Source organism: Litoribaculum gwangyangense, assembly GCF_039543505.1.
GTDB lineage: Bacteria > Bacteroidota > Bacteroidia > Flavobacteriales > Flavobacteriaceae > Litoribaculum > Litoribaculum gwangyangense.
In genome coordinates this window covers 1152348-1175386 of the sequence record NZ_BAABJW010000001.1, presented here as the reverse complement: position 1 = coordinate 1175386, position 23039 = coordinate 1152348, and the positions used below count along the sequence as shown (strand labels likewise).

The following is a 23039-nucleotide window of genomic DNA, read 5'->3' as shown; positions in this document are numbered from 1 at the left end:
CAAGGTAAGCAACATAAGAAAAAAATAGTTTTTAATCTCCTAATTTAAAATAGAAATTAATTTGATTGTTTTGAATCAATTAGCAAAAAACACTCTTACACCAAAAGTATTCTCTTTTGTTAAAAAATCAAATAGCAAAAGGGACCATAAATATTTTGTGTTGTATCAAAATATTAAAAAAAACCAAATACACAATACCAAATTCCAAGGTTCATGTTTATTAAATTTTCATTATGAATGGAAAAAATAAGTTGTTTTGAAAAAATTTAAACCAAAGCGGTGAATTTTAACGGAATTTTGTTGTTTAATTAACAATTTATTGTGATTTTTGGGATTGACTAATTCAAATAATTATAAAATGAAAACAAAGTTTAGTGGAATTCTAACGCTATTACTAGCGTTTGTCGTGCAACTTACGTTTGCACAAGAAAGGACAGTCTCAGGTACTGTGAGCGATGCTTCGGGCTTACCTCTACCTGGTGCTACAGTCATAGTAAAAGGTACAACTTCGGGTACTTCAACAGATTTCGATGGTAAATATTCAATACAAGCTTCACAAGGTGCGACCCTTGTTTTTAGTTTTGTTGGGTATTCCACCAAAGAAATTACTGTGCGTGCCTCAAATACAATTAATGTTTCTTTGGCAGAAGATGCTGAATCTCTGGATGAGGTTGTTGTAGTAGCGTATGGTACAACAACAAAGGAAGCCTTTACTGGATCTGCCGCCGTAGTAAAACCTGAAAGTCTGGAACTTCGTCCTTTAACGTCTCCCTTGGCAGCAATTGAAGGTAATGTAACTGGTGTTCAATTTCTTTCAGCATCGGGACAACCAGGATCACAACCTGGTATAGTGATAAGAGGTGTGGGTACGTTAAACGGTAGTACTGATCCGCTAATAATTGTAGATGGTATTGATTTTCAAGGAGGACTAAATACTATCAATCAAGATGACATAGCATCTTTAACTGTTTTAAAAGATGCCGCTTCAACTTCACTTTATGGATCTCGTGCCGCTAACGGTGTAATTATTATTACAACCAAAAAAGGTAAGAGAGGAACTGGGGTTACGGTTAATGTAAATAGCCAGTTTGGTGTGATGTCAAGAGCTATTGATCAATATGACGCAACTAGTCCCGAACAATATTATGAAGCTATGTGGCAAGCTTATAAAAATTCTCCTGTAGGCCAAGCAGCAGCTGATCCTGCAGCAGCAGCCTCAGCCAATATTTTTAGCCAATTAGGTAGAAATCCTTTTAATGTCCCCAATAATCAGATTGTGGGTGTTGATGGGAAAATTAACCCTAACGCCAGTATAATAGCAGAAGATTTAGATTGGTGGGACGCTCTTGAAAGAACTGGAACAAGACAAAGCCATTCTTTAAATGTTTCTGGTGGTGGCGAAAATCATAATGTATTCGTGTCTATAGCTAACTTACATGAAAGAGGTTATGTTATAGAAAGTGATTATAGAAGAACAACTGGCCGAATTAATGCAAATTTGAGTGCAACTGACTGGTTATCTTTCGGTGGTAGTATCTATTTTACGGATGAAAGTACTACAGGTGCTCCATTAAGGGGAACTTTCGCAGGTAACCCTTTTGCTTTTGCAAAAGATATGGGAGCTATTTATTCACCTTACTTACTTGACCCCAATACAGGTGCTATAATTAGAGATGAAGCAGGTAATGCTCGCTGGGATAGAGGTGAAGGTAACCCTACATTAGGTATTCAATCAAGACCTACACTTATTGGTCGTAATGCTATCGAAGAGGCCATTCTAAATAATGAGTTGACCGTAAGAAATAATTACGGGTATAGATACAATACAGATATCACTATTATTGATGGTTTACAAGTAAGTTTAGCCTACGGTAAGGATATTCAAAATAGTGACAATCAAAGTTACGAAAACCCAGTTGTTGGAGATGGTGACCCAAATGGTAGATTTGACCAAACCAATTTTACCCGAACTGTAGAAAACTTCAACCAAATAATCAATTATAACAAATCATTTGGTGAACATAATTTAGAATTGACTCTAGGTCATGAAAGTTTTAACAGACGTTTTCAAAGTCATCGAACTTTTAAAGAAACAGAAACAGCTTCTGGTATATATCAATTAGATAACTTCTCAGTAATATTAGCTGGTGATGGTAGTCAAACCAATTATAAGTTATAAGCTTGAGGGCTATTTTGCTAGACTTAATTATAATTTTAATGACAAGTATTACATAAGTGGATCTGTAAGACGAGATGGTTCTTCGGTTTTTACAAATAATAAATGGGGTACATTTTACTCTGTAGGAGCTTCTTGGAGAATTGATCAAGAGGGCTTTATGGACAATGTATCATTTATTGATAATTTAAAGTTAAGAGGATCATATGGAGAAGTTGGAAATGACAACTTATTAAATAACGCGGGAACAGCAAGAAACTTCTTTATTTCTCAAGGTCTTTATGGAATCCTTCCAAATGCAGGAACACCTGGTATTTTTTGGAGTGCTACTGGTAATGCAGATTTACGTTGGGAAAACTCAACCAATTGGGATGTTGCTTTAGAATTTGGATTATTTAACAATCGTTTATCAGGATCCTTCGAGTTTTACAAGAGAATTTCTAGTGATCTATTATACAATGTTCCAATTCCAGCATCTGAAGGACAAATTGAAGCACCTAACAACATTGGTGATATGTACAACCAAGGTTTTGAAATTGGTTTGAACGCTCGAATTGTAAATTCAACTAATTTCTCTTGGGACTTGGGCTTACAAGCTTCTACTCTTAAGAATGAAATCACCTCAATTCCAGATCCATTTGTAACTGGTTCTAAACGATGGGATGTAGGACGATCCAGATTTGACTTTTTCCTTTACGATTTCGCAGGTGTAGACCCGAGCAATGGTGATGCCCTATACTACATGTACGAAGAAGACGACGATGGAAATGTTGGTATTCCAGTATTAGATGAAAATGGAGCACATATGGTAACTAATGATTGGCAGGATGCTGGTAAAGGTTATATAGATTCAAATACAGTACCAGATGTTATTGGGTCTATCAATAATAGCTTTACTTATAAAAATTTCAATCTGAATATTTTACTTACATATCAAATTGGTGGACAAGTTATAGACTATGGTTATGCAGATATGATGCATGAAGGAGATTATGGAGCATCATTGCACCCTGACATTATGAATGCATGGAAAGCTCCAGGAGATATTACCAATGTTCCTCGTCTTCAAAATGGTGATCAAAATTTATCACAACGTCTATCTTCAAGATGGTTAACTGATGCTGATTTCTTAGCTTTAAGAAACGTAAATTTAGCTTATAACTTAAATAAAAGAGTTACTGAAAAAATTGGAGTGAATAATTTTAGATTATTCGTTTCTGGCGAAAATTTATTTATGTGGTCAAAACGAACTGGCTTAGATCCTCAATATAACCTAGCGGGTACTGCAGCGGGTAACGATTATGCCCCAAATAGGATTATCTCATTTGGTGTTAATGTTAGTTTTTAAAAAATGAAAAATGAAAAATAAAATTTTAAATAAAATGAAACGTAAAATTTATTTAGTAGTATTGACGATGTCACTACTATTCCCTTATAGTTGTTCGGATGATTATCTAGAAGCGGTGCCAACCGACGCCATATCAGATGGTGCAGCTTATGCTAATGTGGACAATGTTGCATTAGTATTAAACGGTCTGCATAGACAAATGTATGTCTCTGCTTTACAAGGAGGAGGTACACCCAACGGTGAAAGTTACTTTATGCCAGCGTTAGATTTTATAGCTGGTGAAGTAATCCATACTGGACCAGGGTTTAACTGGATGAAAGGAGAAGCTCGATGGCTTTCGCACACCAATGCCAATTCAACTATTTCATTCGATTTTTGGTTTCAACGTTACCATTTTGTAAATATTTCGAGTGCCATAATTAATAATATAGCCTCGTCAAATTTTACTCCAACTCCAAAGCTTAATGATATACTAGGACAAGCACATGCTTACAGAGCTTGGGCTTATTACAGGTTGGTAACTACCTTCGCCAAAGGATATCTTATAGGAAATCCTTCAACTGATCCAGGTGTGCCTCTGATTTTAAATCAAGGGGCTCCTTTAGAAGGTGCACCTCGAGCTACTGTTGCTGAGGTTTACGAACAAATAGAAGAAGATATTGACGGTGCCATTGAATATTTGAAAAAAGCTAGTGCGCCAGAAAATAAATCACACATCTCTTTAAATACAGCGTATGGTATAAAGGCAAGAATAGCCCTATCTAAAGGCGATTGGTCTACTGCTGCTTCTAGTGCTGCTTTAGCAAGACAAGGCTTTCCTTTATTTAACGAAGAACAATGGCATGCTGGTTTTAATAGTGTAGATTTGCCAGAGGCAATGTGGGCAAGCCGCATTATTGATACTGAATCGAATTTCTTTGCTTCTTACTTCTATTATATTTCATTCATGTTCAATGGTGGAGAATGTAGAGGTAATAATAAGATAATTAACATTGATCTTTATAACTCTATCCCTTCCACGGATCATAGAACAAAAGCATGGTTACCAAACGCACCTAATACCAATTCGGCAGCGTATAATGGCCAAGGTGGTAGCGCAGCCGCAGATCCGAACTATGATGATGAAGCTACTTTTCAAGCAGCTAAGGCAGCTATAATAGCCGAATTCGGAGCTACGTCTCGTCACAATACTCACCCATATATGAATGTAAAATTCAAACAATCTAGACCAGGAACAAATAATCCTGATGATGTTATTTACATGCGTTCTGCGGAAATGTATTTAATTGAGGCAGAAGCGAAAGCAATGCTTAATGATATTACGGGTGCTCAAAACGTATTAGAAGCTTTCGCTATAACAAGAGACCCTGCTTTTGATAAAACAGCATTCACTACTCAAGCCTCACTTATGGAACAAATCAAATTTCAAAGAAGAGTAGAATTATGGGGTGAAGGTTTTGCTTATCATGATAAAATCAGATGGGATGAAGGTATAGACCAGACTACTAGTGGTGCTTCTCTAGTTATCTATGGGGACGCTTTTATACAAGATAAACCATCCACTAACGACTCTTGGGTATTTAAAATACCACAACAGGAAATCGATTCAAATCCATTTTTGACGGAATCAAATCAAAATCCGTAATTGAATTATTAAAGAACTTTAATTATGAAAAAAACAATAAATATATTACTAATTATCGTTTCGCTAGTTTTATTTCAAAACTGTGAAGATGATCAATTTGAAACATCACTATCATATGTAACTTTTGGTGATAGCACTTATTCAACAGGAGTTGATGTTGGTGGCAGCACTACAATTGATGTTACAGTATTTTCAAATAAGAATGTTGCATCTGATGTAACTTTTAATGTTGTTGTAGATGAAAGTTCTACTGCAGCTGCTGGTTCTTACAATGTACCTAGTTCTGTAACTATTCCAAGTGGATCTAATAAAGGTACACTTACTATAGGATTGTCAGACGTTAACCTTGGTATTGGTGTAAATAAGCTTGTACTTAAATTTGATGATGTTGATGCCGCTTTTGCTAGTGGAAATTCAACAACCGTTGAATACATTCAAAACTGTACTGAAGTAACTGGTACTTTTGATATAAGATTTAATTATCCATGTGAAGTAAGTTGGGATATTAAAGATTCATTGGGAGGCGTTGTTCTCTCTGGTTCTGGTTATCCAGGTTGTTCTGGTGCATACTCTACACTTTCTATTCCCATTACTTTGTGTGCAGGAAGAAGTTATACCCTTACAACTACCGATGATTATGGAGATGGTTGGGGAGGAACTGGTAGCTACACACTAACTATTGGTGGAGTTGTAAAAGTTTCTGGTGATGGCTCTTTAATGGACAACGGAGGCCTTAATGAACCTATATCATCAACAGTACCTTTCACCACTAATTAAGAAATTTAATCACAATAAATAAAAAAGAGACTGTTTATATGACAGTCTCTTTTTTTATACCTTTATACCAATGGAAAACCAAACACAAATATTCGGTATACGAGCTATTATTGAAGCCATTAACTCTGGTGAGACTATTGATAAAGTATTTCTTCAAAAGGGTTTACGAGGTGAGTTGTTTACTGAACTAGAATCTATTTTAAGACAGCATGCTATTAATTCCTCATATGTGCCTGTAGAAAAACTAAATAGGCTCACAAAAGGTAATCACCAAGGTGCCGTTGCCCAAATATCTCCTATTGAGTTTTATGATCTTGAAAACCTAGTTTTGAGCGTGATGGAATCTGGCAAAACACCACTATTTTTATTATTGGACCAACTAAGTGATGTGAGAAACTTCGGCGCCATAGTTAGAACCGCAGAGTGTACCGGGGTTCATGGAATTATAATTCAAAAGAAAGGAGGCGCACCAGTTAATGGGGATACCATTAAAACTAGTGCCGGGGCTGTTTTTAAAGTTCCCATTTGTAAAGTAGACCATATAAAAGATGCTGTTTTTTATATGCAAGCATCTGGTATAAAAGTAATAGCAGCCACAGAAAAAACAGAAAATACTTTGTATGATGTTTCATTTACAGAACCTTGTGCCATCATTATGGGATCGGAAGGTCGAGGGATTAACCCCTCTATTTTAAAAGTGGTTAATGATAAAGCCAAATTACCTTTACTTGGAGAAATTGAATCTTTAAACGTTTCAGTAGCCTGCGGGGCTTTTCTTTACGAAGTGTTGCGACAACGTCGTTAATCTTTTTTGTTTTCTTTGTAAATGTAATTGATACTTTGCTCCTGCTCTTTTTCTTCATGTTTGGATTCGATAAAGTTTCCGTTTTCATCAAATTGTCTTAAAAAAGGATCATCTGCTTCGTTAAAATTTTCTAGTTCCCAGATATACTTTTTGGGTTTGGCAATTTCCTTTTTAAAGAATAATGCAAATAATAAACCCGTTACTAAACCTGCCAAATGTCCTTCCCATGAAATTCCTTCTTCTATGGGCAGCGTATACCAAATCATACTTCCATAAAGAAACACCACTAAAAGCGATAAGGCTATAAGTCTGTAATGTTTCGCAAAAACCCCTTTAAAAAAGGTGAAACTCACCAATACATAAATGAAACCACTGGCGCCTATATGATACGACGGCCTGCCGATACTCCATGTTAAAATTCCTGAGATTAGAATTCCAAATAGAATCACTTTCCAAGCAATATGCCGATAGAAATAGAACAACGCCATGGATAATACAAACAGTGGGATGGTGTTGTGGTAGATATGTTTGATATCGCCGTGTATAAAAGGACTTAGTAGAACCCCTCTTAAACCTTTTAAACTTTGAGGATATATTCCGTATTTACTGAAATTGTATCCAAACCGAACCTCAAACCAAAAAACCATCCATATGGATAGCACAAAAAATATTGGGTAGGCCACTACCCCAGTTGAGAATTTAAAATGTTCGTCTTGGCTCATGGTACTAAAGTTAGCAAATAGTTAACCAACTTTAGTTTAAGTGCTAAATTGGCAGACAATTGCGTGAGCGATTGCAGCAATCTACCGTGTAGTTCGGAAAGCGCGACCCGAGATTTTTATCGAGGGACACGCCCAAAACTAAAAATTTTTGCTTTAATTTTACATTCATGAATGTGAATGAACCTTTAGCTGAACGATTACGCCCTAAAACATTAGAAGACTATGTAAGCCAGAAACACTTGGTAGGAAAAGATGGTGCATTAACGTTACACATCAAACAAGGGTTAATTCCATCGATGATTTTTTGGGGGCCACCCGGAACGGGTAAAACCACACTTGCCAATATTATCGCAACAGAATCTGGTAGGCCATTTTACACCTTAAGTGCCATAAATTCTGGGGTTAAAGATATACGAGATGTTATTGACAAGGCGAAACAAAGTGGTGGCTTGTTTACTACTAAAAACCCTATTCTGTTTATAGATGAAATACACCGGTTTAGTAAATCTCAGCAAGATTCTTTATTGCAAGCGGTTGAAAAAGGTTGGATTACTTTAATTGGTGCAACAACCGAAAACCCAAGTTTTGAAGTAATCTCGGCATTGTTATCGCGTTGCCAGGTTTATATTTTAAATGCCTTTGATAAAACCGATTTAGAGGTACTTTTAAAACGCGCCATTGAACAGGATGCACACCTCTCTAAAAAAAAGATTACCCTCAAGGAAACCAATGCCCTACTGAGACTTTCGGGTGGCGATGCCAGAAAATTGCTTAATATTTTTGAATTAATTGTAAACTCATACGATTCTAGTCATATTGTAATAACAGATGAGGATGTACTGCAAAAAATCCAAAACAACACGGTTCGTTACGATAAAACTGGAGAACAACACTATGACATTATTTCGGCCTTTATAAAATCCATTCGTGGTAGCGACCCCAATGGAGCCGTTTACTGGTTAGCACGCATGATTGAAGGTGGCGAGGATGTTAAATTTATTGCACGCCGTATGCTCATTTCGGCAAGCGAGGATATTGGAAATGCCAACCCAACCGCACTCGTTATTGCCAACAATACTTTTCAAGCGGTAACCACCATTGGTTATCCAGAATCGCGAATTATATTAAGCCAGTGTGCTACCTATTTGGCATGTTCGCCTAAAAGTAATGCTTCGTATATGGCTATAGGAAAGGCACAACAACTGGTAAAAGAAACGGGCGATTTAAGTGTGCCTTTAGAAATTAGAAATGCGCCTACAAAACTTATGAAAGAACTCGGTTATGGCGACAACTATAAATATGCCCACAACTACGAAAATAATTTTGCGAATCAGGAGTTTTTACCTGAGGAAATAAAAAACACCAAACTTTACGATCCCGGAAATAATGCTAGGGAACATGCCCACCGTGAATTTTTAAAAAAGCGTTGGAAAGATAAATATGGTTATTAATTGTTAGGTTAGGTATTAGATGAAATTCTAAAACTTGACATTCAATTCGTCTTGTTGTAAAGTGTTGCCGCTATAATATTCAATAACCCAAGAGTCCTGTTTTTTATAAATAATACCACCATTATTTTGTATCAAAAACACATCTTTCAAATTGGTTTTTTTAATTATATAAACCACTTTAGGGGAGCTATCAACCAATTGAAAACCATTTTCAATTTCTTGAGCATACAAAATATTAGAAGTACCTTCAATAATGGGCTCTTTAATGGTTTCAACTTCATCAACTACTAAAACTTCAGATTTTAAAACTGGTTTCTCAACTGCTGTTTTTTCTACCTCAACAACTGTAGCTTCTTTTTCATTTTTAAGCTGTTGTATTTCTTGTTTTAATTGCTGAATTTCTTCTGACACTTCACTTTTTGCAATAGTTTTAATGCCTGAAGATACTATTTTTTCACTAGGTTCATATTTATAATTTAATGAAGCAAAAGACTCAAAAACATCTCTCAATGCCAAATTGTAGGCTGTTTTATATTCCTTTTCCCTGCTTTCACCAACTTCAGAAACATATATCACTTTATCATTGCAATCTTTGAGCTCAATATTCAATTTAGTTTTAAAAAGTCCTGAATCTTTAATAACATTAGACTTTAAACCCAAACATCTATTCAAAACTAAATCTTCTGGATAATCATCGCCTTCCATAACAGCTTCAAAACCATATTTTTCAAACAAAAACTTAGTTAGTGAGTTCAATTGGTATTGGTCTTGTGCTTTCAAAAAATCAAACTTTTTAGGTACAATTACATATTTGTAGTTGTTTAAGCTTGTTTGTGAAAATAATGATGTTACTATAAAAAAGGCTATGGGAATGATGAGGAATTTAGCTTTCATTTTAATTTACTATTTTATTAAAGGTATCCGTAAATATACAATTTTGTGATACTTATAAATAATTTTTTAGTTGTATTAAGTTATCTATTCGCTTAATATTGGCATCTAAAGTCATGTTATTTACGTCAAAAAATACGACATCCATGCCGATATTTTTGGCTCCAAGTATATCTGCTTCATAACTATCACCAATCATTAAACTTTTATCCATATTCGTATTGGCCTGCTCTAAAGCAAAATTGAAAATTTTAGGATTCGGCTTTTTAACACCAACCATTTCTGAATTGGTAACGGTTTTAAAATATTGATGAATATTGGATTGCTTAAGTTTTTTATGCTGTATCTCATCAAACCCATTGGTAATGATGTGTAAGTTGTATTTAACTTTTAGATAATCTAGGATTTCAAATGTATTTTCAAATAAATGGTTAAATGTTGTGAGATGGGTTATGTAGTCGTCTGATAATTTATAAATTAAAGCCGGTTCAACTTCATAGTCAATTGCTAAAAAAGCATCATTCAATCTATTAAATCGTAAGGCACTTTTTTCAATTTTTTCTTCTCTATATAGCTTCCAATACTTTAGGTTTATAGGCTCATAATGAATTAAAAATTCTGTAAGATTAACGCTTATATCGTTTATTTTAAAAATCTTTTCAAAAGTTAATGCGGAGTTTTTATCAAAATCCCAAAGGGTATGGTCTAAATCAAAAAATACATCAGTTATACCTTTAAGTTTCATTTGCTGAATCTAGAATAATATTAAACAATTCCTTAAAACCTTCCCATTTTTCATCATTACTAAATGTATAATTATGAAAAACGGGTACAAACTCACCATTTACTTTTTTAACCTCTTCTATAATGTTATTTAAAAACTTCTTTTTATCCAATAACGACTGGTTTTTTAGTAACGCATTATCCATAATATGGTATGAGGTTATTTTTAAGGGGGTTTGTACTTCATAATCCAAATCATAAAAGAGAAAAGGGGTACAAGTACCAGCTCTAAAACCAACATGATCCACATACCCCATGGTGTAATCTTCTAAAATTTCCAGTTCTACCAGATTACGATAGGATTCTGGTAAATTTAGCTTCGAAAACGATTGTCTGGAAGCTTTTAAAGAAGTGTTTAAAATACTTTCCATTCGTAACTTTTCCTTTTTAAGGATATTTATATCTTCCAAAGCAAAATAGGAGGCTTTTAATCCCACGATGGAATAATCTGCTATATGTTTTATTAACGATACAAATTTCTTTTTATTAGGGTTTATGCCTTTATCGAACGTAGAGTAATCACCAATTAAAAAAAAGAAAAGAAATTTAAAATGGGAGGTTTTTTGCCTGTTGATGATATACTTGAACGTATCAAATGGATCATGGATAAACCCCAGAATTACTAAAAATCTGGAGTATAGACTTTTAAATTTAAGACTAAAAATATCTTTTAAAATTCCCCCAATAGTTCTAATGATACCCTTTAATTTATAGGTGTAGGCACTAGGTACATCAATGATGGGTTTTATACTATATGTTTTTAATGGAAACTGAAATTCTGGAAATTGTTTTTGTAAAGCATCCTTAAATTTATAAGCCCAAATATCAATTACAGGTTGGTGTAAAAAACCTTCTTTAAACGCTAAACTGTCTGATGCAGTGAAACGTCCATATTCATCTTTAACATGCGGTAAATATTCTTCATACCTAGATAACAAATAAAAAGATGCCGAAAATATATCAAACGGGAGTACACTCTTATCACCAATATAAAAGAAACATTTGGTATCCTGCCAATTGTGAATGTTTATATCAATATCACTCAGCCCTTGTTCAAACAAAATATCGTGACTTTTTATAAAAAACTCATTACTTAGCGGTTGTTTTGTGTACGACATTTTTATATCGTCATGTGCTATAAAAACCTGAATTTCCGAGGTAAAACCAACCTCAATTCCCAATATTCTTGTGCAAATATGTTTGAATACATACTTTAAACGTGGTGATATTTTATGGGTATAAACTAAAAGCATAAATTCAAAAAACCGTTTTCAATAAAAATAAGGGTTTTAATTTCATTCCTATAATATTCCTTCATCTGCGAAACTAAAGTATGCTTTTTCTGTAATAATCAAGTGGTCTAAAACTTTTATATCTAAACATTCCGAAGCTATTTTTAATTTATTAGTGATTTGTTTATCAGATTCACTTGGCTTTAAGGTTCCTGATGGATGATTATGTGCCAAAATCAAACCTGTGGAACCAAGCTCTAACGCACTTTTAAGCACCAGCCGAACATCAACCAAAGTGCCTGTGATGCCGCCTTTACTCAATTGGTTTTTTTGAATGATTTTATTGGAATTGTTCAAATAGATTATCCAAAATTCTTCGTGCTGTAACTCGCCTATTACGGGCTGCATCAATTCAAAAACAGAAGTACTTGAAGTAATGGTCTTCTTTTCAACCGCCTCTTCACCCCTTCGTCTTCTTCCCAATTCCAATGCCGCTGCTATGGTGATAGCCTTCGCTTCACCAATGCCTTTATACTCCATAAGTTGCTTTATGGAAAGCTTTCCTAAGTCGCTTAAATTATTATCAACACTGGCCAAAATACGTTGGCATAACGCCACCGCACTTTCGTCCCTATTTCCTGAACCAATTAATATCGCTACCAATTCGGCATCGCTTAAAGCAGCCCTACCCTTATAAAGCAATTTTTCACGAGGTTGGTCGTCTTGACTCCAGTTTTTTATAGAGAAAGAAGGTAATTTTTCTGTCATGCAATAAAGATAAATATTGTAAATTACAGAAGCAATAAAAGTTACATGATGAAACATCTGTAATTAAAAATTTAATCCGATGAGAGTGATTAAAATGATGTTTCATGTAATCGTTAAAAAACAATTAAACATTTTCTCATGAAACCATTAAAAAAAGAAGACATCAATCAAGAAGTATTTGATTTATACGACTATTACGCGCATAATAAAATAGACCGACGTCAATTTGTTGAAAAACTATCTATTTATGCCGTTGGAGGCATTACGGTTTCGTCCTTATTGAGTTTTATTACCCCAGATTATATTAATACACTTTTGGTAAAACCTGATGATGCGCGTTTGAAATCTGAATACATAAATTATGACTCTCCTAAAGGTGGCGGTACTATAAAAGGCTTGTTGTCGATACCGGATAACACCACCGGAAAGTTACCAGGTATTGTGGTGGTGCATGAGAACCGTGGTTTAAACCCCTATATTGAGGACGTTGGAAGGCGCGCAGCTCTTGATAGTTTTATAACCTTGGCACCAGATGCATTAACACCACTTGGAGGCTACCCAGGAAATGATGATGATGGGCGTGCTTTACAACGTCAGCGTGATAGAAATGAAATGTTGGAGGATTTTATTGCTGCTTTTGAATATTTAAGCACTCATGAAAATTGCAATGGAAAAATTGGTGTTGTTGGTTTTTGTTTTGGTGGTTGGATAGCCAATATGATGGCCGTTAAAGTCCCTGATTTGGGTGCTGCAATTCCCTTTTATGGCGGGCAGCCGTCTGCTGAGGAAACAGCACTAATAAAGGCCCCTTTATTATTACAATATGCTGGATTAGATACACGAGTAAATGCCGGTTGGCCAGATTACGAAAAAGCATTAAAAGAAAATAATATTGATTACACAGCTCATTTTTACGAAAATGTAAACCACGGATTTCACAATAATACCACACCTAGATATGATGAAAAAGCGGCGTCTTTAGCTTGGGAACGAACCATTGCTTTTTTTAAAGAAAAATTAATCTAGTTTTACTAGGATTTATTCGGCATAAAACCAAATAAACAACAACTTTTGTGAAACTATGTGTAAATCTTAATTTAAATAATTCAATTGAAAAAACAGTTTAATCAAAGAATAATAAGAATAGTTCTTTTTTCAGTATTGCTTATTATTTTGAATTGTAAACAGAATAATATCCCAAGTGATATCGCTGAAATAAGTAGAACGAAAAAATTGTGGGTAGATAAAACATCTACTTACCTACCCATAACAAAGGAATGGACCAATAGAGTTGAAGTTGTAGATATAAATAATGACCATTTATTAGATTTAATATTTGCCAATGGTGGCAATTACTCTGTACCGGGAGATTTGGAAGCAAGTAGAATTTTTATCAATAAGGGTCCAAAAACAAAGTTTAAAGAAATAACGACTGAAATTTTTGGAGATAAAAAATTTTATTCCAGAGTGATAAAAGTACGTGATATTAATAAGGATAACATTCCAGATATTATTGTTGGGACAACGTATCAAACACAAAGTGAACTTTATATCGGCCTTGGAAATGGAAAATTCAAAAATGTAACAGCTACACAATTACCAAAATTAAACGCTAGTGTAGGGGATTTAGAGTTGGGAGATGTAGATAATGATGGTGATCTTGACTTGATTTTATCAGATTGGGGTGAAGGATCTAACATGAATAATATTGGCGGAAGAACCATGCTTTGGTTAAATGATGGATTTGGTAAATTTACAGATGTAACTAAAAATCAAATGCCAGATCTTCTAATTCAATTTTCATGGGATTTGGAATTTATAGATTTTGACAATGACTTTGATTTGGACATAGCAATATCTTGTAAAAGATGTGGCACGAGCAGAATATTTGTTAATAATGGGCAAGGGGTTTTTGAGGACAAAAGGCTTTTACCTGCTTATACAAATAACTATGATTTTGAAGCTATGGATATAAATAATGATGGATTTCTTGATTTAATTACTGTTAATGATGGGGATATTGTTGATAAAGAATCTAGCTCCAGAAGAGAACATATTTTTTTAAATGATGAGGGCAAACGATTTATTGACGATACTGAGTTACTTTGGCCAGATTCTGATAATATTGGAAAAGATGATAACAATGTTGTATTTATTGACTATGACTCGGATGGAGATCCAGACTTTTTAATTAGTTCCTTAACAGGAGAAGATAGATTGCTAATTAATGATGGAACCGGTAAATTTAGCCTCTTGCAACCTGTTTTTTTCGGTAAACAAACACCGCTAACGTTGTCGATGGTATTAGGAGATATAGATAATGATAAAAAAATGGACATCGTCATGGGACAAGGCGAAGGGGCAGAAGGTATTGAGGAGAGAATCTTTATAGGTTATGATATTAATCCAGATACAGCCAAGCCTATTATTTCACATTTCCAAGTAAATGAAAATAAAAAAAGTAAAAAAATTACAATAAAAGCTAGAATTCATGATAATAAAAGTCCAAATATGCCACAAGATTGGACTGCTATAAACTTAGAGTTTGATAGTATGAGTAATAAAGTTCCTATGACCTGGTATGGTGAAAATTTGTGGACCGCAACGATATCGGACAGCATCGATATCAACCTAGTCAATATTTGTGCAAAGGACTATTCAGGTAATAAAACTTGTATCAAGTTAAAAAAAATTTAATAAATTTTTTTTATTTAAAAACCGACTTGGCTTCAGCTACTTTTTCAAATTTAAATTCGGATATTACTTCAGCGTCTTCGTAAGTTTGAGCTAAATTTATTATTTGTGTGGGAGTGACATTAGTGTTGCCTAAATAAACTCTTAAAGAATTAAATCTATCTAATAGCTTTTGTAATGATAAATCATCTAGATCCGTATTATTGAGATTCGCCGCCTCAAGATGGTCGTGTTTATTCAGAAACGATACCATTTTACCATTGAGCTCATTTTTGCTTAAATCAATACGTGTTAAATGTTTTATTTCAGCAATTTCTCCAATTAAATCCTCGGATAACTTACTGTTAGAGATTTTCAAAAATGTAATTCTATCAGAAACTTGATTCAGTATTTTTATTTGATCAGTGGTAATTGAATCTTCTTTAAATACGACTTCAAGCAAAAAGTTAGACAAGCCTAAGTAATTAACCTTAAATCCAGAATTGCGCAATTGAGTCATAAGACCTGAATCAAGGGAATCTACATAAACTTTCTCATAGTGTGGTTTCGGACTAAAATCTAATCCAAAATCACGATTCATTAAAGATATCAGCTCCTCGCTCATGCTATCAGAATTGAAAACAGCCAAACTATCTGCTCCATTTTCAATCCAATACTTCAGAATTTGAAGATCTGTATAACCAAACCCGGCTCCCCGAGGTGGCATAATTTTTTCGTGATTTTCTGGTAAAGTAACTCGAGTAAATAATTCACTATTATCAATATTACCGGGAGAAATAGGTTTCCCATGGTCAGCATCCATAAATAGGTCGCTGTAACGATCAAGAATTAATCCCCCTTTATAGTTATCAGTACTATGACAAGCTACACATTTATTTTGAATAAGTGGTTGTATAAAGTTTGAATAAATTTGAATTGAATCAGGATTTTTTTCACCTAAATCAATAGCATACCTTTTTTCATTAAATTTAAGGAAATCTGGGCCATACTGAACCAAATAGTTAGACCCATGGGTAAGATTGCCTCCAAAATGTCCAGTTAGGAAAGTTAGTATGATAGCTAACGTAGATGCTGCCAATTTGGATTTGTTGTTGTTTTTTGAAGCCGTTATTTGATAGATTATAACTAGCAACATAACCACTAATGTTATGATTCCTAATTGTTTATGACTATTTAATGCTTCAATACCATAATCATCACTAAAGGACAAAAACCATCCAGTAATCGCTGCAACTAAACCCGTAAGAAACCCCAAAATATATGTGAAAACAACAACTTTTCTAGAAACAATTAAATTTTGAAAATTCAATCGACGTAATACTTCAAAAATATAACCCAGTATAAATATACCTATTGGCAAATGAACCATCAAAGGATGAAAACGCCCAATAAAAGATTCCCATTCCATTAACTTAAAATATCTTTAACCACATTTCCGTGTACATCGGTTAGGCGAAATCTTCTCCCTTGATACTTATAGTTCAGTTTTTCATGATCTATTCCCAACAAATGCAATATTGTGGCATTGAAGTCGTGCACATGCACCTTATTTTCTGTAATATGATATCCAAAATCATCGGTAGCACCATATGTAAGCCCTTTCTTCACGCCAGCACCCGCCATCAACATGGTATAGGCGTCAGGGTGATGATCTCTACCAAAATTATCTTTAGTTAATTGTCCTTGTGAGAAACTGGTTCTACCAAATTCTCCTCCCCAAATCACCAGAGTATCTTCAAGTAATCCCCGTTGTTTAAGATCCATGATTAAGGCGGCTGATGCTTGATCTACATCTTTACAGTTTTTAGGAATCTGTTTTGGTAAATTACTGTGGTGGTCCCAACCTCCATGATATAACTGTACAAATCGCACACCACGCTCAGCCAATCGTCTGGCCAATAAGCAATTGCTTGCAAAGGTTCCCGGTTTCTTGCTATCTTCACCATACAATTCGTAAATATGATCTGGTTCACCTTCCGTATTCATAACTTCTGGAACTGAAGTCTGCATTCGAAAAGCCATTTCATATTGAGCCATTTTAGCTTTTATACTTTCATCTTCCCAAGTTGTATAGTTTTGATTCTGTAACTTTTGCAGATGATTAAGCTGCTCACGTCTTATAGACTCAGAAACACCAGGAGGGTTATTTAAAAATAATACTGGGTTTTTACCGCTCCTAAGTTGTACTCCCTGATGTTCGGCAGGCAGAAAACCACTTGAAAGTAATCTAGATGACCCACCTTCATTTCCTTTGGTCATTAAAGAAATATAATTTGGGAGGTTCTCATTTTCTGACCCAAGTCCATAACTTATCCAAGAGCCCATGGTAGGTCTACCAGGAATTTCAGAACCTGTATGAGTAAACATTTGAGCAGGTTCATGCTGCACAGATTCTGTATACATGGAGTTAATCATACATAGCTCATCAGTAATTTGAGCCATGTAAGGCATCAAATCACTCATCCACATTCCACTTTGTCCGCGCTGTTTAAATTCGTAAAGAGGTCTAACTATAGGTTTTGTAGCTTGTGCAGCTACGGTTGCTGTTACACGGTCTCCCATAACACTGTTTGGCAACTCCACACCATGCATTTTTGTTAGAATTGGTTTATAATCAAACAGATCTAATTGTGAAGGCGCCCCAATCATATTTAAAAAAATGATTCGCTTGGCTTTAGGGGCAAAATGAGGACCTATAGGTGTTTTTAAAGATGCGCCAAACGCGCTTAAGGGATTAATCAAAGATGCTAAAGATATAGCTCCAAGTCCAAGGGTGGCTTTACTTAGAAAATCCTTTCGGCTTATAGGGTTATGATGATGGTTGTGATTGTGATCGTTCATATTATCGTTTCATGTAAGATTCGTCGAAATTCAAAATTGTGCTGACTACTAGAGTCATTGCTGCTGTACTTTCTTTTGAAAGTACTTTGTCAAATGGCCACTCTCCTACCGATAAAATAGAATCTGCCATTACAGGCTCCTTTTTAAATTGCTCTAAAGACTGTTGATACTGTCCAGTCAAGATTTCTAGTTGCTCTTTATTAGGTTTTAAACCAGTAGACCTTCTAAATGCCAATTCAATTTGCTGATTTAGGCTATTTGGAAATTCTTTTTGAACTTTCTCTGACAATACCCTTGAGGCTTCTACAAACTGAGGGTCGTTTAGAAGTGTAAGAGCCTGTAAAGGAGTGCTAGTTGTAGTCCGCCGTATTGTACAGATTTCTTTTGAAGTCATATCAAAATTAATCATGGTAGGATTAGGAGCGAAACGTCTTGAAAAAGTGTATAGACTGCGTCGATACAAATTCTTTCCTTTGTCGGACACATATTTAGAAAGTTTTTTGGAACCCATACCTACTTCAGCCCAAAGGCCATCTGGTTGATAGGGTTTAACGCTGGGACCACCTATCTCTTCAACCAATAAACCACTTGCTTTCAATGCATTGTCTCTAATCATTTCAGCAGGCCAACGGTATGAAGGACTTCTAGCCAGATACTTATTTTCTGGATCCAGTTCACGCAAGTATTCTTCACAAAATGAAGTCTGCCTGTAAGTATACGACATAACCATTTGCTTTATAGATCGTTTAATGTCCCAACCATTATTTTTAAAATCAACGGCTAACCAATCCAATAATTCCGGATGGCTTGGTCTTTCACCTTGACTTCCGAAATCTTCGGCTGTTTTTACTAATCCTTGACCAAATATCATCTGCCAATATCTATTAATGGCAACTCTTGGTACAATCGGATTCTTATCGTCAAAAAGCCATTTGGTAAGTCCTAACCTATTTTTTGGTAAATTACTGCTATACGGTAACACCTTATCAATCCCTCCTGGTTCAACGGCCTCCCCGTGTTGGTTATACAATCCTTTTTCTAAGATATAAGTCTTGCGGGGCACCTTCAGATCTTCCATAACCATTAATTCATTCGCACTGTCAAGAATCTTACTAATTTCTATTCTTTTTTTACGCATCTTAGTTCTTGTAGAGGCTAGAGCTTTATCTTTCAAGAACCAATATTCTTCTTTAATCCCTTTTGAATTTTCATCAATTTCTGCTTCGCCCAATATGGCCATTTCCCATTGAGATAACTGTTCGTTATAGATTCTAATTTCATCAATTGCACCTCGGAATAATCCAAGATCTTCTGTCCATTTTCGATTGCTACTTCCAACTACCAAAGGTAGCGAATCACGTTGCACGCTAAAATTTACTGGAAGGATTGATCTTTTTAATTGATCAAAATTGGTTCTTGTATTTACTTTTTTACCATTTATAAAAATAGAAATGCCCGTTGCAGATTGGCTTCCATCATAGGTAAATCCAACCTGATTCCATTGATTGGCAGTTATTGAGTTTAGTGAACTCACTGAAATAACTTCATCGGGTAAACGATGGATAAATCGTACTCTAACATGATTCGTAGAATCTAATGCGAGTTCCCATCCACGATGGAATTGTAATACCGTTCCAGAATTCCCTATAATGGTTTGTGAAGATCCTATTGAATCCTTTTCTGTGTTAATCCATGTGCTAATACTAAAAGAATCATAATGTTCAAACTCCCCAATTTTGAGAAGCGATATGTTATCATATTCTTCATTAAAATAGGCGGCCTTGCCATATTTCCCATCTGTAAGCGTAATTTTTAAATTAGCTTCAGCCTCTTTGTTATCGTCAAGCATTTGCAGTTCTTTAAACACTTTCTTTTTAACTGCTTCTTTCTTTTTTTCCTTAATTTTATTTTTATCTTTCTTTTCTTCTTTCTTTTCTTCTTTCTTTTTCTTTCTCTTAATCTCTTTTTTGTAAGGTTTTATGGTGTTAAACGCGTAGTATCCAAGAGGTTCTGAAACTGCAGCTTTCGGTAAAGGTTTTTGATAGTTGGTATAATTTAACCTCACTTCGCTATCAAGTTCATTTTTTTCGGTATTTAGGGATTCAATATAAGTTTTAATCTCTGATTTTTCTTTGTCATTTAAAAGAATAATTGTAGGTGGGCGGTCGGAATCAGCTGGTGCCAAACCATATTCCATAGTGTTGTTAAAAAAAGCAGATATCTGATAAAATTCCTTTTGTGAAATGGGATCAAATTTATGATCATGGCATTTGGCACATTCTACTGTAAGCCCAAGAAGCGCTGTTCCTGTTACCCCTGCCCTTTCGTTGACATACTCAACCCGGAACTCTTCTGGAATAGAACCGGCAGAACCTTCTAAAGGATTCATGCGCACAAAAGCCGTTGCTATTTTGGATTGTTCATTCGCATCAGGTATAAGATCTCCAGCTAGTTGATGCGTTATAAACTTATCGTAAGGCATATTATTTTTGAAGGCTTGTATAACCCAATCGCGGAACGGCCATGAGGTTCGATACCCATCAAATGAAACCCCATGTGAATCTGAATAACGGGATACATCCATCCATTCTTGTGCCATCCGTTCAGCGTAAGCATCACTCTGTAAAAGTCGGTCTACAACTTTTTCGTAAGCATCCTCTGAGGTGTCATTTAGAAAAGCATCAATGTCTTCAACAGAAGGTGGTAAACCTGTAAGATCCATAGTGATTCTTCTTATCAAATGCTCTTTATCTGTCTCAGTGGATGGCTCAAGCCCTAATTGAACTAAATTATCTTGAATGTAATTATCTATACTATTATTACGCTTCCACTCGTTATTTAATTGTGGTACTTCAGGGGCATTAAGTGCTAAAAAAGACCAATGTTCTTTCCACTGAGCTCCTTGCTCGATCCATTTTGCTATTAATGCAATTTCACGAGGTGACATATTGAGTTCAGCTTCAGGTGGCGGCATTATTTTATCAAGGTCATTACTTACCAAACGATGAATAACTTCACTTTTTGAGATACGATTTCTTACGAATGCATAATTTCCTGACTCCAACTTTTTAAAGGCCTCTTCTTCAATATCAAGCCTTAACCCTGCCTTTCTTGTTTGAGGATCAGGACCGTGACAGGTGTAACAACGATCAGAAAGAATTGGTTTTATATGAAAGTTGTAATCCACATATTCAGGTAAAGAGTCATAAGCCATTGTTACCTCTTTAGTTAAAGGATTAGAACAAGCATTTAAAAGAATTCCTAAAATAAAAGAATAATTAATTATTCCAGAATAGGAAAATGACTTAGTTAAAAAATTGATTTTCAATGGTTGGTTGTATAATGCAACCTAAAATATAATTATTTATTCAAATAATAAAATAAAACAGGGTATTTAAAATGCTCAATATTTAATTGATAACTCCCTTGAGTAAATTTAAATGGTATGCAAAATTATTGAATTAAGCTCTTAACTATTTCAAAATCCAATCCGCCATAATCACCGGAACTCATTAACAATAAAGCTTTGTTATTAAAACTTTGGGAGAAGAGAAAGTTTTTAAAGTCGTCTGGATTGGTGTAAATAATTAAATCGTCACGCTCAAACGCACTGGCAATTTGTTCGTGTGTAACTTCTTCAAGTTTTTTAATTTCTACGGCATGTGGCGAGTAAAATACCACGGCAACATCGGCGGCATCCAAAGCGCCTTTGTATTCCTTTAAAAATTCAGCATTTAGACTGCTGTAAGTATGGAGCTCTAAACAGGCTACTAAAGTTCTGTTATTGTATTGTTCCTTTACAGCTTTGGTGGTGGCCTCCACTTTACTTGGCGAATGTGCAAAATCTTTATACGCAACACTGTTTAACCCTTCGGCTATTTTTTCAAGCCGTTTACTAGCGCCTTTAAATGTGGCAATAGCTTCATAAAAATCGTCTTCATCAATGCCCATATGCTGACAAACCCATTTAGCACCGGCCAAATTATTTAAGTTATGTGCTCCAAAAACCTCAATAGGTAAATCGCCTTCAGGAGTTTCCAAAAGGGTTTGTCCATTTACAACAATATATTTTGGTGTTTTATAGGGGATTTTACGAATGGTGTTTTCGCTGGCTTCCACCACCCTTTTTACTTCGGGGTCTTCATCGTTATAGTTGATGCTTCCACCACTTATTATACTGTCCACAAAAATGCGGAACTGCTCCACATAATTATCATATGTTGGAAACACGTTAATATGATCCCACGCAATGCCACTTAACAAAGCAATATTAGGTTGGTATAAATGAAATTTTGGACGTCTATCAATGGGTGAACTTAAATATTCATCGCCTTCTAAAACCATAAAATCATTACGTTCGGTAAGTTTTACCATCACATCAAAACCTTCCAATTGTGCTCCAACCATATAATCGACATCCCTATCATGATAATGCATCACATGTAAAATCATAGACGTTATAGTAGTTTTACCATGACTACCACCTATAACCACACGAGTTTTATTTTTGGATTGCTCGTACAAAAACTCGGGATAGCTATAAATTTTCAATCCTAATTGTTGCGCTTTTAAAAGTTCAGGATTATCTGCTTTGGCATGCATACCTAGTACAATGGCGTCCAAATTTGTAGTAATTTTTTCGGGATACCAACCAAAGGTTTTTGGCAACAAGCCTTTAGCTTCCAATCGGGATTTTGAAGGCTCAAAAATGGTATCGTCACTTCCAGTTACTTCGTAACCTTTGTTATGTAACGCTAATGCTAAATTATGCATTGCAGCACCACCTATAGCTATAAAATGTACGTTCATGTGTTGTTTTTGAATGCTTTCAAATATACTTTTTTTGCCACGAATACACGAATGTTTTTAGATGAAAACTGACATTCTATGCATGCAAAACTGTGTG

The 23039-nt window shown here is 35.0% G+C and carries 17 protein-coding genes; 8 read left to right on the top strand and 9 right to left on the bottom strand.

Features of this window, described 5'->3' with window-relative positions; translation table 11 throughout:
- Window positions 1-358 precede the first annotated feature (358 nt).
- The 5 genes from ABD963_RS05255 (at window position 359) to rlmB (ending at window position 6751) form a co-directional block, all read left to right on the top strand.
- On the top strand, window positions 359-2179 hold the full coding sequence (locus tag ABD963_RS05255) for a SusC/RagA family TonB-linked outer membrane protein (protein ID WP_345275890.1): 1821 nt from the start codon (window positions 359-361) through the stop codon (window positions 2177-2179).
- The gene (locus ABD963_RS05250; protein WP_345275889.1) at window positions 2151-3524 is read left to right on the top strand and encodes a TonB-dependent receptor domain-containing protein; all 1374 of its coding nucleotides are present in this window, start codon (window positions 2151-2153) and stop codon (window positions 3522-3524) included. The genes ABD963_RS05255 and ABD963_RS05250 overlap by 29 nt, the downstream gene beginning before the upstream one ends.
- A gap of 10 nt (window positions 3525-3534) precedes the next feature.
- Window positions 3535-5169, top strand: a complete 1635-nt coding sequence (locus ABD963_RS05245) for a RagB/SusD family nutrient uptake outer membrane protein (RefSeq protein WP_345275888.1) — start codon at window positions 3535-3537, stop codon at window positions 5167-5169.
- 24 nt (window positions 5170-5193) lie between these two features.
- Window positions 5194-5946 carry a hypothetical protein gene (locus ABD963_RS05240; protein WP_345275887.1) on the top strand — a complete coding sequence of 251 codons (753 nt, stop codon included), beginning with the start codon at window positions 5194-5196 and terminating at the stop codon, window positions 5944-5946.
- A gap of 70 nt (window positions 5947-6016) precedes the next feature.
- Entirely contained in the window at window positions 6017-6751 is a 735-nt protein-coding gene (gene rlmB / locus ABD963_RS05235; protein WP_345275886.1) for a 23S rRNA (guanosine(2251)-2'-O)-methyltransferase RlmB, read from the top strand.
- Here the strand turns inward: rlmB and ABD963_RS05230 are convergent.
- Window positions 6748-7473 carry a rhomboid family intramembrane serine protease gene (locus ABD963_RS05230; RefSeq protein WP_345275885.1) on the bottom strand — a complete coding sequence of 242 codons (726 nt, stop codon included), beginning with the start codon at window positions 7471-7473 and terminating at the stop codon, window positions 6748-6750. The two genes, rlmB and ABD963_RS05230, sit on opposite strands and share 4 nt — an antisense overlap.
- Window positions 7474-7646: 173 nt before the next feature.
- Here ABD963_RS05230 and ABD963_RS05225 point away from each other — a divergent pair, with 173 nt between their 5' ends.
- Window positions 7647-8924, top strand: a complete 1278-nt coding sequence (locus ABD963_RS05225) for a replication-associated recombination protein A (RefSeq protein WP_345275945.1) — start codon at window positions 7647-7649, stop codon at window positions 8922-8924.
- A 27-nt stretch (window positions 8925-8951) separates the two neighbouring features.
- On the opposite strand, the gene ABD963_RS05220 is transcribed toward ABD963_RS05225, so the two are convergent.
- From ABD963_RS05220 to radC, 4 genes are read right to left on the bottom strand one after another with little or no spacing between them, the layout of a single operon-like run.
- Window positions 8952-9818, bottom strand: coding sequence for a hypothetical protein (locus ABD963_RS05220; RefSeq protein WP_345275884.1), 867 nt, complete (start codon window positions 9816-9818; stop codon window positions 8952-8954).
- Between the two features lie 52 nt (window positions 9819-9870).
- Complete coding sequence (locus ABD963_RS05215; protein WP_345275883.1) at window positions 9871-10560, bottom strand: YjjG family noncanonical pyrimidine nucleotidase; 690 nt, start codon at window positions 10558-10560, stop codon at window positions 9871-9873.
- Window positions 10550-11851, bottom strand: a complete 1302-nt coding sequence (locus ABD963_RS05210; RefSeq protein WP_345275882.1) for a polysaccharide deacetylase family protein — start codon at window positions 11849-11851, stop codon at window positions 10550-10552. The genes ABD963_RS05215 and ABD963_RS05210 overlap by 11 nt, the downstream gene beginning before the upstream one ends.
- A gap of 48 nt (window positions 11852-11899) precedes the next feature.
- The gene (radC, locus tag ABD963_RS05205; protein ID WP_345275881.1) at window positions 11900-12598 is read right to left on the bottom strand and encodes a RadC family protein; all 699 of its coding nucleotides are present in this window, start codon (window positions 12596-12598) and stop codon (window positions 11900-11902) included.
- 138 nt (window positions 12599-12736) lie between these two features.
- On the opposite strand from radC, the gene ABD963_RS05200 reads away from it, so the two are divergent.
- Window positions 12737-13624, top strand: coding sequence for a dienelactone hydrolase family protein (locus ABD963_RS05200; protein ID WP_345275880.1), 888 nt, complete (start codon window positions 12737-12739; stop codon window positions 13622-13624).
- A gap of 84 nt (window positions 13625-13708) precedes the next feature.
- Window positions 13709-15295 (top strand): FG-GAP repeat domain-containing protein, encoded by a 1587-nt coding sequence (locus ABD963_RS05195; RefSeq protein WP_345275879.1) that lies wholly within the window; start codon window positions 13709-13711, stop codon window positions 15293-15295.
- Window positions 15296-15305: 10 nt separating this feature from the next.
- Here ABD963_RS05195 and ABD963_RS05190 read toward each other — a convergent pair whose 3' ends face one another.
- From ABD963_RS05190 to ABD963_RS05175, 4 genes are all read right to left on the bottom strand, one after another.
- Window positions 15306-16700, bottom strand: coding sequence for a c-type cytochrome domain-containing protein (locus ABD963_RS05190; protein WP_345275878.1), 1395 nt, complete (start codon window positions 16698-16700; stop codon window positions 15306-15308).
- The gene (locus tag ABD963_RS05185; RefSeq protein ID WP_345275877.1) at window positions 16700-18133 is read right to left on the bottom strand and encodes a DUF1501 domain-containing protein; all 1434 of its coding nucleotides are present in this window, start codon (window positions 18131-18133) and stop codon (window positions 16700-16702) included. Before ABD963_RS05185 ends, ABD963_RS05190 begins: the two co-directional genes overlap by 1 nt.
- Window position 18134: 1 nt before the next feature.
- Window positions 18135-21461: a DUF1553 domain-containing protein gene (locus tag ABD963_RS05180; protein ID WP_345275876.1), complete on the bottom strand. Its 3327-nt coding sequence runs from the start codon at window positions 21459-21461 to the stop codon at window positions 18135-18137.
- A 125-nt stretch (window positions 21462-21586) separates the two neighbouring features.
- On the bottom strand, window positions 21587-22942 hold the full coding sequence (locus tag ABD963_RS05175) for a UDP-N-acetylmuramate--L-alanine ligase (protein ID WP_345275875.1): 1356 nt from the start codon (window positions 22940-22942) through the stop codon (window positions 21587-21589).
- Window positions 22943-23039 lie beyond the last annotated feature (97 nt).

What these genes read in the sequence shown, in the direction of transcription:
- ABD963_RS05245 (WP_345275888.1), top strand. Translation starts at nt 3,535, where the DNA reads ATGAAAAATAAAATTTTAAATAAAATGAAACGTAAAATTTATTTAGTA.
- ABD963_RS05200 (WP_345275880.1), top strand. Translation starts at nt 12,737, where the DNA reads ATGAAACCATTAAAAAAAGAAGACATCAATCAAGAAGTATTTGATTTA.
- ABD963_RS05175 (WP_345275875.1), bottom strand. Translation starts at nt 22,942, where the DNA reads ATGAACGTACATTTTATAGCTATAGGTGGTGCTGCAATGCATAATTTA.
- radC (WP_345275881.1), bottom strand. Translation starts at nt 12,598, where the DNA reads ATGACAGAAAAATTACCTTCTTTCTCTATAAAAAACTGGAGTCAAGAC.
- ABD963_RS05240 (WP_345275887.1), top strand. Translation starts at nt 5,194, where the DNA reads ATGAAAAAAACAATAAATATATTACTAATTATCGTTTCGCTAGTTTTA.
- ABD963_RS05255 (WP_345275890.1), top strand. Translation starts at nt 359, where the DNA reads ATGAAAACAAAGTTTAGTGGAATTCTAACGCTATTACTAGCGTTTGTC.
- ABD963_RS05250 (WP_345275889.1), top strand. Translation starts at nt 2,151, where the DNA reads ATGGTAGTCAAACCAATTATAAGTTATAAGCTTGAGGGCTATTTTGCT.
- ABD963_RS05215 (WP_345275883.1), bottom strand. Translation starts at nt 10,560, where the DNA reads ATGAAACTTAAAGGTATAACTGATGTATTTTTTGATTTAGACCATACC.
- ABD963_RS05210 (WP_345275882.1), bottom strand. Translation starts at nt 11,851, where the DNA reads ATGCTTTTAGTTTATACCCATAAAATATCACCACGTTTAAAGTATGTA.
- ABD963_RS05220 (WP_345275884.1), bottom strand. Translation starts at nt 9,818, where the DNA reads ATGAAAGCTAAATTCCTCATCATTCCCATAGCCTTTTTTATAGTAACA.
- ABD963_RS05190 (WP_345275878.1), bottom strand. Translation starts at nt 16,700, where the DNA reads ATGGAATGGGAATCTTTTATTGGGCGTTTTCATCCTTTGATGGTTCAT.
- rlmB (WP_345275886.1), top strand. Translation starts at nt 6,017, where the DNA reads ATGGAAAACCAAACACAAATATTCGGTATACGAGCTATTATTGAAGCC.
- ABD963_RS05185 (WP_345275877.1), bottom strand. Translation starts at nt 18,133, where the DNA reads ATGAACGATCACAATCACAACCATCATCATAACCCTATAAGCCGAAAG.
- ABD963_RS05230 (WP_345275885.1), bottom strand. Translation starts at nt 7,473, where the DNA reads ATGAGCCAAGACGAACATTTTAAATTCTCAACTGGGGTAGTGGCCTAC.